This is a genomic window from Streptomyces solicamelliae, assembly GCF_045348655.1.
GTDB classification, from domain to species: Bacteria; Actinomycetota; Actinomycetes; order Streptomycetales; family Streptomycetaceae; genus Streptomyces; species Streptomyces solicamelliae.
This window is the reverse complement of sequence record NZ_CP160404.1, coordinates 3,540,854-3,553,252: the sequence shown is the minus strand read 5'-3', so window position 1 is coordinate 3,553,252 and position 12,399 is coordinate 3,540,854. Positions and strand designations below refer to the sequence as shown.

Genomic DNA, 12,399 nt, shown 5'->3' with positions numbered 1-12,399 from the left:
GCGGTGGGCGAAATGGTGTCGACGGGCGTCGGGGAACGGCGTTGGATCGGGGTATGACCTCACCTTTCGAAGCTCTGCTGCCGTCCACCGAGCGGGCGTTGCTGCACCGTGTCGCCGTCGCCCAGGCCGAGGGGCGGGCGCCCTCGCTGGTCGGGGCCGTGGCCCGGGACGGGCGGACCGTGTGGTCCGGCTCGCGGAGCTGCGTGGACGGACACGCGCCGGACGCGGACACGCAGTACCGCATCGGCTCGATCACCAAGGTGTTCACCGCCGTCCTCGTCATGCGGCTGCGCGACGAGGGGCTGCTCGACCTGGGCGACCCGCTGGAGAAGCACCTGCCGGGGACGGGAGCCGGGGAGGTCACCGTCGCCCAACTCCTCGGTCACAGCGCCGGACTGGCCGCGGAGTCGCCCGCCCCCTGGTGGGAGCGGACCCCGGGGACGGAGCGGCCGGAGCTCGGCGACGTGCTGGGCGAGAAGCCGCTGCTGCACCCCTCCGGGCGCGGCCATCACTACTCCAACCCCGGCTACACGCTGCTCGGTTCGCTCGTCGAGGCGGTCCGCGGGGTGAGCTGGGAGGAGGCGCTGCGCACCGAGATCCTGGAGCCGCTGGGGCTGACCCGGACGACCGCCCGACCGGTCGCCCCGCATGCCGGCGGCTGGGCCGTGCACCCCTGGGCCGATGTGATGCTGCCGGAACCCGCCCAGGACCTGGGGCTGATGGCCCCGGCCGGCCAGCTCTGGTCGACGGCCTCGGACCTGTGCCGGTTCGCCGTCTTCCTCGCCGAGGGCGACGAACGGGTCCTCTCCGCCGCCTCGGTCGCCGAGATGCGCACGCCCGCCGTGCCTCCGGCCGCGGGGGACTGGGAGGGCGGCTACGGCCTGGGCCTGCAACTGCTGCGCCGCGACGGGCGGACGTACGTCGGTCACACGGGCTCGCTGCCCGGCTTCGTGGCCTGTCTGTGGGTGAGCGTCGAGGACGGCGTCGCCGCGGTCGCGCTCGCCAACGCGACCTCGGGCCCGATGGTCGCCGGCACCGCGGCCGATCTCGTACGGATCGTGGCCGAGGCGGAGCCGCGGATCCCGGAGCCGTGGCGGCCCCTGTCGGCGGTGGACCAGGAGCTGCTGGCGCTGACCGGTCCCTGGTACTGGGGCACGTCCGCCTACGGGCTGCGTCTGGAGGCGGACGGCGGGGTGGCTCTGGAGCCGATGCGCGGCGCCGGACGCCGGGCCAGGTTCCGGGCGTTGCCGGACGGCGGCTGGGTCGGCCTGAACGGCTACTACGCGGGGGAGACCCTACGGGTGGTGCGCCGCGAGGACGGCTCGGTGAGCCATCTGGACCTGGGCTCGTTCGTCTTCACCCGGGAGCCGTACGAGCCGGGCGACGCCGTGCCGGGCGGAGTGGACGAGGAGGGCTGGCGCGGCCTGTGAGCCGCTGTTTCACGTGAAACGGGGGTGGGGGCGGACTGCACCGCTCCCACGCCCCGTTCGCGTCTGCATGGGCCCTCAGAGCGCCATCTTGAAGCCGACGTGGGAGGCCGTGAAGCCGAGCCGGGTGTAGAAGCGGTGGGCGTCGGTGCGGGAGGCGTCCGAGGTCAGCTGCACCAACTGGCAGTCCAGGCGGCGGGATTCCTCGATCGCCCACTCCATGAGCCGGGTGCCGAGCCCGTTGCCCCGCTCGTCGTCGTGGACCCGGACGGCCTCGATGAGCGAGCGGGTCGCGCCCTTGCGGGACAGCCCGGGGATGATCGTCAGCTGCATGGTGCCGACCACCCGGCCGGCGCGGACGGCGACGATCAGGTGCTGGTTCGGATCCTGCTCGAGCCGGTCGAAGGCCTCCTCGTACGGGGTGAGGTCGTCGGGGGACTCGCGCTGTTCGCCGAGCGGGTCGTGGGCGAGCATCGCCACGATGGCCGGGATGTCCGTCCGCCGGGTGCGCCTTATCTCAAGATCACTCATGAGCCGCAGGCTACGCCTCGGCGGACACCGGGGCGCCAGGGGCCCGGAGCGCCTCGACGGCTCGCACCAGAGGAGCCAGTTCGGGGTCCTCGGCGGCCTTGTCCAGGGCCTCGCGCAGCGCGGCGTCGTTGGTGGGCCGTGCCTCCTCCAGGAGCGCGCGGCCGGCGTCGGTCACGTCGGTGTAGATGCCCCGGCGGTCGGTGGCGCAGATGTAGCGGGTGAGCAGACCGCGGTCCTCGAGCCGGCTCACGAGCCGTGTGGTGGCGCTCTGGCTCAGGACGACGGCGTCGGCGACCTGCTTCATCTGGAGATGGCCGCCCGGTCCCGCGTGCTGGCGGCCGAGGACGTTGAGGAGCGAGTACTCGCGCAGGCTCAGCCCGTGCCCGGACTCCAGGGCGCGCTCGATGTGGGCCTCGATCCTGCCGTGGAGCAGCGAGAGGGCGCACCAGCCCTGGGCGAGGGCGGTGAGCGCGGGGTCGGTCGCGGTCATGGGTCTCTCCTCGGTACGCGGCGGCCTCCGCCCAGGGTAAACGAGCGCGCAATAGTCGGCGCCTGCAAATACTCCGTCGTGTGGTCTCAGCCCGCCGCGACCGTCAGCGGGGCGAACCGGCGGCTCCAGTCGCCGGGCAGCCCGGGGAGGCCCCGGGTCATGACCGCGTTGAACGCGATGGAGTCCAGGCCGTTCGCCTTGAGCCAGGTCAGCAGGGTCTCGTGGCGGACGTCGATGTCGGTGCGCAGCGGGCGGTCCGTGCCCTCGGCCAGGGCGGCGACCAGCGCCTGAGCGGTGGTGGTGTCACGGGCGACGAGCGGGCCGATCACCTGGGTGTCCATGTTGGGCCAGGCGGCGGCGTAGCCCGTGAGCTCGCCGTCCTCCTCGGCCACTCGGAGCCGGTCGGCGAAGGAGGGCAGCCGGGTGATCATGTGCGTGCGGTCCCGGCCGAAGACCTCCGCGTCCAGGCGCAGGATCGCCGGCAGGTCCTCGGCCGTGGCCGGCCGGGTGGTGCGTGCGGGCGCCGCCACCGCACCGGTGAAACGGCCCTTGACCATCTCGGCGCGGCCGGTGACGGCGAAGCCGAGCTGCTCGTACAGCGGCTGTCCGTTCGGCGTGGCGTGGAGGGTGAGCGGCGTGTCCCCGGTCTCTGCCAGGACGTGGTGCATCAGCCGGCGGCCGACGCCGCGACGGGCGTACCGCTCGGCGACCAGCACCATGCCGATGGCCGCGAGGCCGGGCCCGTAAGAGGTGATCACGCAGGCCGTGACGAGTCCCTTGCCCGACGGGTCGTCGATGCCGTAGCCGGTGCCCGCGGCGAGCAGCAAGCCCCACTTGTGCTCCTCGCGAGGCCAGCCGCGGTCCTCGGAGAGATCGGCGCAGAACGTCAGGTCCTCCAGAGTGAGGCGCCGGACGGGGAGCGCGTCGAGGGACGCGGGCGAGGGGAGCGAGGAAGGCATAGGGGTCAGGCTGACGGACTCGGTGATCGTCCGTCCACTCCTTTACCGGAACGGTTCGGCCCTGTACCGGCACGGTTCGGCCCTCGACCGGATCGGTCCGGATCGGCCGTACTTCGCAGCCGCCGGCCCCGTCGCGTCAGCCCCCAGGGCTTCAGTACGGAGACGGCGGTCATGAACAGGTACGCCGCCGTGGACACGCTCGGCGCGGCGACCAGACTGAGGTCCGGGACCCCGGCGGCGGCCGCGTGGGCGATCTCCGGGCGGAGCGCGAACACGGTCGCGGCAGCGGTGCCCAGGGTGAGCCAGAACTTGATCCAGACCCAGCGGTGCCGGGCCAGCCCCCAGGGCGTGCCCAGCGAGAGCACGACCCCGCTGCCGAAGGCGATGAGGGCGACGGGGACGAGGAGCCAGTCGGCGAACACCCTCATGGCGCGGTACGCGGCCTGCGTCAGGGCCGGGTCGGTGGTCGCGTACGCGGTGATGCCGAGCGCCAGCAGCCCTACGGAGAGGCCGAGCCAGCCCACGGAGACGGCGACATGGACGACGAGGAGCGCCCGCCGGGCGGGCCGCTGGAGTGGTTTCACGTGAAACACCCTGCCGCCGGCACCCGCCGGCCCGCGTCTGACAGGGGGAGTAACTCCGCGTACGAGCCAGGGAGTACGGTGGGTCCGCCGAGCCGGTGAAAGGGTGCAGCCTAGCCGGAGGTGGGGAGGAATTGGGCGGGATTTCCACTCTCTGTCCGAACCGGCTATCGGACCTGGCATGCTGCGCCCATGACCGAGACCGCGGAGCCGCGGATACCTCCTGCGTCCGCACAGGATCCCTCACCCGACGCACTGCTCGTCCGGCGGACGCTCGCCGAGATCGACCCGGTCGCCGACAAGGTCACCGGGTACTTCTACGCCCTGCTGTTCATTCACCACCCGGAACTGCGCGGCCTCTTCCCCGCCGCGATGGACACCCAGCGGGACCGTCTGCTCAAGGCCCTTCTCATCGCCGCCGAGCACATGGACAACCCCGACGTGCTCGGCCCGTACCTCAAGAATCTGGGCCGCGGCCACCGCAAGTACGGCACCACGGCCGCGCACTATCCGGCGGTCGGCGAAGCGCTGATCGGGGCGCTGGTCCGGTACGCCACCACCTGGGACCCGGAGACCGAGGGCGCTTGGGTCCGCACCTACACGAAGATCTCGCAGATCATGATCGACGCGGCGGCCGAGGACGAGGAGCACCGCCCGCCCTGGTGGCACGCCGAGGTCGTCTCGCACGATCTGCGCACCCCCGACATCGCCGTGATCACCCTCCGCCCCGACCAGCCGTACCCGTTCCTCGCCGGCCAGTACACGATGCTGGAGACCCCCTGGTGGCCCCGGGTCTGGCGGCACTACTCCTTCGCTTCCGCGCCCCGCCCCGACGGACTGCTCTCGCTGCACGTGAAGTCCGTCCCGGCCGGCTGGGTCTCCGGCGCCCTGGTCCACCGCGCCCGGCCCGGCGACGTGCTCCGCCTCGGACCGCCGAGCGGCTCGATGACCGTCGACCACTCGACCCACAACGGGCTGCTCTGCCTCGGCGGGGGCACCGGCATCGCGCCCATCAAGGCGCTCGTGGAGGACGTCGCGGAACACGGCGACCGCCGCCCCGTCGAGGTGTTCTACGGGGCGCGCAACGATCACGACCTGTACGACATCGACACGATGCTGCGGCTCCAGAAGACCTTCCCCTGGCTCAACGTCCGCCCGGTCACCGAGCGGCAGGGCCGCCTGCCGGAGGCCGTGCGCCAGTACGGGCCCTGGGCCGAGTACGACGCCTATCTCTCCGGACCGCTCGCCATGATCCGCAGCGGCGTCGACATCCTGCCCGGCGTGGGCATCCCGACGGACCGCATCCGCCACGACTTCCCGGCGGAGCTGGCCGGTACGTCCTGACCGCGCCGCACGGACGTCAGCCCAGATCGGGCGCGTGCATCGCGCGGACGCCCTCGATGTTGCCGTCCAGGTAGTGCCGCAGCGACAGCGGCACCAGATGGACCGCGGCGATACCCACCCGGCTGAACGGCACCCGGACGATCTCGTACTCGCCCACCGGCTCGTCGACCTCGGGACCGTGACGCTGCGCCGGGTCCATCGACTCCAGCCGGCAGACGAAGAAGTGCTGCACCTTCACGCCGGAGACCCCGCCGTCGGAGCCGATGTGCTCGACCGTGTCGACGAAGCAGGGCACCACGTCCGTGATCTTCGCGCCGAGCTCCTCGTCCACCTCACGGTGGAGGGCCTCGACGACGGTGGAGTCCGAGGGCTCCACGCCGCCGCCGGGCGTGACCCAGTAGGGATCCATCCCCGGCTTGGTGCGTTTGATGAGGATGAGATCGTTTCCGTCGAGCAGGATGGCGCGTGCGGTGCGCTTGACCACCGGTCGTTCGGTCATGTGAGGAAAATGGCCCGGCGCCGCCGTCCTGAAACGCCTGGCGCTCACCAGTCCCCGGCTGCCCGCAGCAGACACTCCCGCGCCCGCGCGATGTGCGGCAGGGCCAGCGTCCCCGTCCGCACCACGAGGAAGTACGTCCGCAACGGCGGCACGGGCGGATCCAGCAGTGCCACCAGCTCGCCCGTCTCCAGCGCGTCCCGGCACAGATACCTCGGCAGCACCGCCAGCCCCGCCCCGGCCGCGGCGGACCGCAGCACGGCGCGCAGATCCGGGACGATCACCGCGGCGGAGGCGGTCGGCTTGCTCTCGAAGACGGCCGACCAGTAACGGGCCACGAACGGCAGCGACTCGTGCACCTCCACCACCGGGAGCTGATCGAGGGCCACCGCGCCCCGGTGCAGCAGCACGTCGGGCCCCAGCCGGGCGCCCCAGCGCGGCGCGGCGACCAGGACGTGCTCCTCGTCGCAGAGCGGCGTCGCGTCGAGCAGCCCGCCCCGTGGACGGGCCGTGGCGACGGCGAGGTCGTGATGCCCGGCGGCCAGCCCTTCGAGGCTCTCCTCCGTGTTGCCGAGCAGCGAAGTGCGTACTGTCAGGCCCTGCGAGACCAGTGGGGTGAGCGCGGGCAGGACGCGCGCCGAGACGAACTCCGGCGGCCCGGCGAGATGCAGGGTGCGCGCCCCGCTCTCCTCGTCGAGCCCGGTCTCCACGATCTCCACGAGCGCGTCCAGATGCGGGGCGGCCCGGTGGGCGAGCTCGTCGCCGATGGTCGTGGGGGTGACGCCGCGGGCCTGGCGCAGGAACAACGGGCGGCCCAACTGCCGCTCCAGGGTGCGGATCTGGCTGGTGACGGCCGGCTGGGAGAGGCCGAGGAGCGCGGCGGCGCGGGTGAATGAGCCGGCCCGGTGCACCGTGACGAACGTGCGCAACAGGGCGAGATCCATGTCCGCCCCTCCCCGGCCGTTCGCCTGACCGTCCAACTATAAATAAGTCGATAGGTCTCTGTCGCTACCGTGATTGGACACTGACGCAGAGTCAACTAGCCTTGTCTGCGCGGGTTCTCCGCGCGTGGAGCCGGGTGCTCCGAGCCACGAGGGGGGAGGCTCGGAGCACCCCGGAACCCAGGGGTGGCCGCGCTTGCGCCGGCCTCAGCCGGCGGCCTTGTCGAGCGCGCGCAGCACGTCCTCGACCAGATCCTCCGGATCCTCCGCGCCCACCGAGAAGCGGATGAAGCCCTCCGGCACGGCGTCGCCGCCCCACCGTCCGCGCCGCTCCGCCGTGGACCGCACCCCGCCGAAACTGGTCGCGTCGTCCACCAGCCGCAGCGCGTCGAGGAACCGCTCGGCCCACTCCCTGTCCGGCAGCACGAACGACACCACCGGCCCGAACCGCCGCATCTGCGCGGCCGCCGGCGCGTGCGAGGGGTCCCCCGGCAGCCCCGGGTACCGCAGTCCGCTGACCTCCCCCCGCGCCGACAGCGTCTCCGCGAGTGTCAGCGCGGTCGCACACTGCCGGTCGACCCTCAGCCGCAGCGTCGCCAGCGACCGGTGCGCCAGCCAGGCCTCCATGGGCCCCGGGATCGCGCCGACGGTCTTGCGCCAGCGCCGCACCTGCGCCGCGAGCTCCGGATCGCGGCAGGTCACGTGCCCGAGCAGGATGTCGCCGTGGCCGGTCATGCCCTTGGTGTCACTGGCCACCGAGAAGTCCGCGCCCAGCTCCAGCGGCCGCTGGCCCAGCGGCGTGGCCAGCGTGTTGTCGACGGCCACGAGCGCCCCGCCCTCGTGGGCCGCGCGCACCAGCCGCCGTACGTCGCACACGTCCAGGCCGGGGTTCGAGGGCGTCTCGATCCACAGCAGCCGTGCCCCGTCGAGGACTTCCAGCTGGGCGTCGCCGCCGGTCGGAGCGGTGCGGACCTCGATCCCGTACGCCTTCATCTGCTCGTGCAGCAGCGGCAGGGCCTGGTAGCCGTCGCTCGGCAGCACCGCGACGTCCCCGGACTTCAGCTGGGACAGCAGCACGGCCGCGATGGCGGCCATGCCGGAGGCGAAGACGATCGTCTCGACGCTCTCCCCCGGCGCCTCGAGCTCGCCGATCGCCCGTTCCAGGTGGGTCCAGGTCGGGTTCTCGTCGCGGCCGTACGTGTACGGGCCGGTCGGCTCGCCGGGCAGGTGGAAGTGCGCCGCGAAGACCGGACCGGGCAGGGTGGGCTCGTACTTCACCGGCGCCGGCAGCCCGGCCCGCACCGCCCGCGTTCCCTCGCCGTACCCGGCGCGCTCCTCGTACCCGGCCGCGCCGCGGCCCTCCGCGCCGTATCCGTCGCCCCGCTCGCTCATGCCGTCCGCTCCCTCGTCACGCGTCAGTCCTTGCCGTCGGGGAGCACCAGGTTCAGCGCCCACGACACGACCGAAATGATCAGGCCACCGAGCACGGCGGTCCAGAAACCCTCGACGTGGAAGGACAGGTCCAGTTTGTCCGCCAACCACGAGGTCAGCAGCAGCATCAGGGCGTTGATCACGAGCGTGAACAGGCCCAGGGTCAGTATGAACAGCGGCAGCGAGAGCAGCTTCACGAGCGGCTTCACCAGGAAGTTGACCAGGCCGAAGACCAGGGCGACCAGGATCAGCGTCCAGATCTTCCGGCCGGTGCTGGTGCCCGTCAGCGTGATGTCCGAGAGGAGCCAGGTCGCCACGGCGAGGGCGCCCGCGTTCGCGATCGTCTTGACTACAAAATTCTTCATGTGTCTGATCGTGGCAGACAGAATCGGGCCAAGGCAGGGGTGGGCGGACGAACGATGAAGGCATTCCGAATGGACGAGCTGGAGGCGGAGCGCCGCGCCAACGACGGGGCGTACCTCCAGTTCCTTCGTGAGCGGAACATGTCGGCCGGGCTGTACGCGCTCGACGCGGGCGAGCTCGACCCGCAGAGCCCGCACACCGAGGACGAGATCTACTTCGTCGTCAGCGGACGCGCCTCCATCACGGTGGGGTCGGAGACCACACAGGTGGGCCGCGGCAGCGTCGTCTACGTGCCGGCCGGTGTGCCGCACAAGTTCCACCACATCACCGAGGACCTGCGGGTCATGGTGGTCTTCTCGCCTCCGGAGAGCTGAGGGTCCCCGGGCCGGCGTTGCCCGTGCCCGGGTTCCCTAGGGGGCGGATCAGGGGAAGGCAAGGGCCGCGAGGCCCCCGTCGGACCCCTGGTCGCCCCTAGCATCGGTGGTGTTCGGTGCGTGAGGACTCATAGAGAGGAGCAAGAACCATGGCGGTTCGGGAGATTCTCGCGGGGATGCCCTGGTGGGTGAAGTGGGTCGCGATACCCGTCATCGCCCTGTTCGTCTTCGGCGGTCTGATCACCACCGTGGTCGGATTCCTGGTCGGCCTGCTGTTCAAGGTGCTGCTTTTCGTCGCCCTCGTCGGCGGACTGGTCTTCGTCGTCCGCAAGTTCATGGCGTCCTCGACGTCCAAAAGCGACTGGTAGCACAAGCTACTGATCGGTTGGCGACCTGGCCGGGTATTAGCCCGGCCGGGGGACAGCCCCGGGCGAAACCCCCTGTGCCCCCAGGGGTGCCATTAGAGTGGAAATCCGCTGCCGCCCTGGGAATTGAGGCGTCGTCGAACCCCTTGCCCGAGGATTCAGCGTCCGGTCCGCGGAGTGCGGCAGGTGAGCGGGGGAGGCCCCCGCGGGCGGGTGCGCCCACCCGTCGACACGCCCTGGGGGTGACCTGTGGCCACGGCTATCGCTCCGCAGACGGCCACGCCGAGCGCGCCGACCCTGATCGGTTCGGTGCAGCGGGCGTTGAGGCTCCTGGAGGCCGCGGGCTCCCACGAGGACGGGGCCCCCGCCAAACAGCTCGCGCGGGAGGCCGGTCTGGCCCTCCCCACCGCGTACCACCTGCTCCGTACGCTGACGTACGAGGGCTATCTGCGCCGTGAGAACGGTGTGTTCGTGCTCGGCGACGCGGCCGGTCGGCTGGCCGGCGGGGGAGCCGTGCAGAATCGTCGCACCAAGATCGAGGACTCGCTGGCCCTCTGGCGCGACGCGATCGGCGTCCCGGTGTACTTCGCGATCTACCGCGAGGGCGAGATCCAACTCGTCGCCGTCGCCGACACGCCCGCCGCCCCCGCCGTCGACGAATGGGCGGACTTCCGCGACACCGGACACGCACATGCCATCGGCCAGTGCCTCCTCAGCCAGCTGGACGAGAAAAGTCGTCAGGACCACCTCGACCGGCATCCGGTGGACGCGCTGACGCCCTATACGGTGCGTAACCGTCAGGTACTTATGGAACGTTTGGGCGGTATGGGGCGAATGGAGCCCCTTATCGAACACCAGGAATATGCACTCGGCACGGTCTGCGCCGCCATCCCCATCACCGCAGGCTCAACTGCGGCCGCCATGGCCATTTCTCTCCCCCTCCACCAAGCAAATCGGTTGCTCCCCGCAGTCGAACAGCTACGGAAAGAGATCGGAAGGCTCTTGAGTTCTCTCGCGTTCTCTATCAGTATCTGAAAAATCACTCCTTGTGATCCGCTAACGCTTGGACCACGATGGCGCAAGAGGGCCATGGGGGATCGTTCCTGGCCGTTTCCGCCACAGCGTCACTGCTTTCCACAGCTGTCTTGTCAGAACTGCTTTATCTACTGCGGGGTACACGATGCGCGAGTCGGTGCAGGCCGAGGTCCTGATGAGCTTCCTCGTCTCCGAGGAGCTCTCCTTCCGGATCCCGGTGGAGCTGCGGTACGAGACCAGGGATCCCTTCGCGGTGCGGATGACCTTCCACCTGCCCGGCGACGCCCCTGTGACCTGGGCGTTCGGCCGGGAGCTGCTGCTCGACGGGATCAACAGGCCGAGCGGGGACGGCGACGTCCACATCGCGCCCACCGAGCCCGAGGACCTCTCGGACGTCTCCATCCGGCTCCAGGTCGGCTCCGACCGGGCCCTGTTCCGGGCCAGCGCTCCGCCGCTGGTGGCCTTCCTGGACCGTACGGACAAGCTGGTCCCGCTCGGCCAGGAGCGCACCCTCGGGGACTTCGAGGACTCCCTGGAGGCGGCGCTCGGCAAGATCCTGGCCGAGGAGAACGCGGGCTGACGGTCGGCTACTTCGCGCGACGGCGCCGTCCGCCCCGAGCCGGCCGGCGCACCGCGGACGTGGCGACCTCGCCCGCACCTCCGGACCCGCCGGTCCCCCCGGCCCCGGCGGTCCCGTCGCCCGGCCGGTCGGCCGAGACGACCAGCGCCGCCAGTGCCGTCGTGACCGGCACCGAGGCGACCAGCCCGATCGAGCCGACCAGTGTCCGGACGATCTCCTCCGCGACCAGCTCGCTGTTGGCCACCGTCCCCACGCTGCTCTGCGCGATCGAGAACAGCAGCAGCAGGGGCAGCGCCGCACCCGCGTACGCGAGGACGAGCGTGTTGACCACGGAGGCGATGTGGTCCCGGCCGATCCGGATGCCCGCCCGGTAGAGCGCCCGCGGACCCATCCGCGGGTCCGCCTGGTGCAGCTCCCAGACCGCCGAGGTCTGGGTCACGGTCACGTCGTCGAGCACGCCGAGCGAGCCGATGATGATGCCCGCGAGCAGCAGGCCGGACATGTCGATCTCCGGGTAGAGACCGTGGATCAGGCCGGTGTTGTCGTCGGTGTTCCCCGACAGCGCCGCCCAGCCGATGAACAGCGAGCCGAGCAGGCCGATCAGCAGCAGCGAGATCAGCGTGCCGAGGACCGCCACCGAGGTCCGGGCCGACAGCCCGTGGCACAGGTACAGCGCGATCAGCATGATCGCGCTGGCTCCGACCACCGCCACCACCAGCGGATTCGAGCCCTGCAGGATCGCCGGCAGGATGAAGAAGGTCAGCACGAGGAAGCTCGCCGCGAGCGCGATCAGCGCCATCACGCCGCGCATCCGGCCCACGGCCACCACCGCGAGCGCGAAGATCAGGGCAAGCACCGTGAGCGGCACCTTCCGGTTCACGTCCGCCACCGAGTACTGCAGATCGCGCGGGGCGTCGGGGGCGTACGCGACCACCACACCCTGGCCCTCGTGGAGTTGGCGGGGCGCGTCCGGCTGCACGATCTCGGTGAACGTACGGCCCTTCTCCGGGCCGGTGGTGACCTCGACGGTTGCCTTGGTGCACTCCCCCTGCTGCGCCTGGACCGCCTCGCGGCCCTGCGGGGTCGAGGTGTCGCCGGTGGGCGGTACCTGGGCGGCGTTGACGTCCTCGCAGTCGACCTTCTCCGCGGAGACGACCTTGCCCTGCTCGGTCTGCCGGTCGAAGCCCACCCCGGTGCGCTCGTGCGCGGGCGCACCGCCCGGCCAGAGGACCACCAGCCCGACCACGACGGCGGTGGCGAACGGGATCAGCACGGCGGCGATGACCTTGCGCAGATGGCGGGAGACGGGCGCGGCGGGACCGTGGCTGTGGGTGTGCCCATGGCCGTGCGCATGGGCGTTGCCGGGGCCGCCGTCGTGCCCGTGGCCGTGCCCGGGATCGTTCGGTTCGGGGTTCCGCTGCGAGGAAGTCACCGACCGATCATCGCAAGAACGCGGGGGGCCCTCTGTTCAGCACGCCAGGT

General features: G+C 71.4%; 15 protein-coding genes. 6 read left to right on the top strand and 9 right to left on the bottom strand.

Annotated features, from left to right (window positions below):
• The first annotated feature begins 53 nt into the window (after positions 1–53).
• Positions 54–1,430 (top strand): serine hydrolase domain-containing protein, encoded by a 1,377-nt coding sequence (locus ABZO31_RS16485; RefSeq protein ID WP_406861984.1) that lies wholly within the window; start codon positions 54–56, stop codon positions 1,428–1,430.
• A 75-nt stretch (positions 1,431–1,505) separates the two neighbouring features.
• On the opposite strand, the gene ABZO31_RS16480 is transcribed toward ABZO31_RS16485, so the two are convergent.
• The 4 genes from ABZO31_RS16480 to ABZO31_RS16465 form a co-directional block, all read right to left on the bottom strand.
• Positions 1,506–1,958 carry a GNAT family N-acetyltransferase gene (locus tag ABZO31_RS16480; RefSeq protein WP_406861983.1) on the bottom strand — a complete coding sequence of 151 codons (453 nt, stop codon included), beginning with the start codon at positions 1,956–1,958 and terminating at the stop codon, positions 1,506–1,508.
• Between the two features lie 10 nt (positions 1,959–1,968).
• A complete protein-coding gene (locus ABZO31_RS16475) occupies positions 1,969–2,448 on the bottom strand; it encodes a MarR family winged helix-turn-helix transcriptional regulator (RefSeq protein WP_406861982.1) in 480 nt (159 codons plus the stop codon).
• Between the two features lie 86 nt (positions 2,449–2,534).
• The gene (locus ABZO31_RS16470) at positions 2,535–3,407 is read right to left on the bottom strand and encodes a GNAT family N-acetyltransferase (protein ID WP_406861981.1); all 873 of its coding nucleotides are present in this window, start codon (positions 3,405–3,407) and stop codon (positions 2,535–2,537) included.
• Positions 3,408–3,412: 5 nt separating this feature from the next.
• Positions 3,413–3,991, bottom strand: coding sequence for a DUF2269 domain-containing protein (locus ABZO31_RS16465; RefSeq protein ID WP_406861980.1), 579 nt, complete (start codon positions 3,989–3,991; stop codon positions 3,413–3,415).
• 189 nt (positions 3,992–4,180) lie between these two features.
• Between ABZO31_RS16465 and ABZO31_RS16460 the strand changes: the two genes are divergently transcribed.
• The gene (locus ABZO31_RS16460; protein ID WP_406861979.1) at positions 4,181–5,332 is read left to right on the top strand and encodes a globin domain-containing protein; all 1,152 of its coding nucleotides are present in this window, start codon (positions 4,181–4,183) and stop codon (positions 5,330–5,332) included.
• Between the two features lie 16 nt (positions 5,333–5,348).
• Here ABZO31_RS16460 and ABZO31_RS16455 read toward each other — a convergent pair whose 3' ends face one another.
• The 4 genes from ABZO31_RS16455 to ABZO31_RS16440 all read right to left on the bottom strand — a co-directional run bounded on the left by ABZO31_RS16455 (position 5,349) and on the right by ABZO31_RS16440 (position 8,565).
• Positions 5,349–5,831 (bottom strand): NUDIX domain-containing protein, encoded by a 483-nt coding sequence (locus ABZO31_RS16455; protein WP_406861978.1) that lies wholly within the window; start codon positions 5,829–5,831, stop codon positions 5,349–5,351.
• Positions 5,832–5,875: 44 nt separating this feature from the next.
• Positions 5,876–6,772: a LysR family transcriptional regulator gene (locus ABZO31_RS16450; protein ID WP_406861977.1), complete on the bottom strand. Its 897-nt coding sequence runs from the start codon at positions 6,770–6,772 to the stop codon at positions 5,876–5,878.
• Between the two features lie 204 nt (positions 6,773–6,976).
• Positions 6,977–8,161, bottom strand: a complete 1,185-nt coding sequence (locus ABZO31_RS16445; protein WP_406861976.1) for a cystathionine gamma-lyase — start codon at positions 8,159–8,161, stop codon at positions 6,977–6,979.
• A 23-nt stretch (positions 8,162–8,184) separates the two neighbouring features.
• Positions 8,185–8,565: a phage holin family protein gene (locus ABZO31_RS16440; RefSeq protein WP_406861975.1), complete on the bottom strand. Its 381-nt coding sequence runs from the start codon at positions 8,563–8,565 to the stop codon at positions 8,185–8,187.
• Between the two features lie 54 nt (positions 8,566–8,619).
• On the opposite strand from ABZO31_RS16440, the gene ABZO31_RS16435 reads away from it, so the two are divergent.
• The 4 genes from ABZO31_RS16435 (at position 8,620) to ABZO31_RS16420 (ending at position 10,917) form a co-directional block, all read left to right on the top strand.
• Positions 8,620–8,937: a cupin domain-containing protein gene (locus tag ABZO31_RS16435; RefSeq protein ID WP_393644754.1), complete on the top strand. Its 318-nt coding sequence runs from the start codon at positions 8,620–8,622 to the stop codon at positions 8,935–8,937.
• Positions 8,938–9,086: 149 nt separating this feature from the next.
• Positions 9,087–9,305, top strand: a complete 219-nt coding sequence (locus tag ABZO31_RS16430) for a DUF5326 family protein (protein ID WP_406861974.1) — start codon at positions 9,087–9,089, stop codon at positions 9,303–9,305.
• A 246-nt stretch (positions 9,306–9,551) separates the two neighbouring features.
• Positions 9,552–10,337 carry an IclR family transcriptional regulator gene (locus tag ABZO31_RS16425; protein WP_406861973.1) on the top strand — a complete coding sequence of 262 codons (786 nt, stop codon included), beginning with the start codon at positions 9,552–9,554 and terminating at the stop codon, positions 10,335–10,337.
• A gap of 145 nt (positions 10,338–10,482) precedes the next feature.
• Positions 10,483–10,917, top strand: a complete 435-nt coding sequence (locus tag ABZO31_RS16420) for an SsgA family sporulation/cell division regulator (RefSeq protein WP_406861972.1) — start codon at positions 10,483–10,485, stop codon at positions 10,915–10,917.
• A 7-nt stretch (positions 10,918–10,924) separates the two neighbouring features.
• Here ABZO31_RS16420 and ABZO31_RS16415 read toward each other — a convergent pair whose 3' ends face one another.
• Complete coding sequence (locus tag ABZO31_RS16415) at positions 10,925–12,349, bottom strand: YibE/F family protein (protein WP_406861971.1); 1,425 nt, start codon at positions 12,347–12,349, stop codon at positions 10,925–10,927.
• Positions 12,350–12,399: the final 50 nt, after the last annotated feature.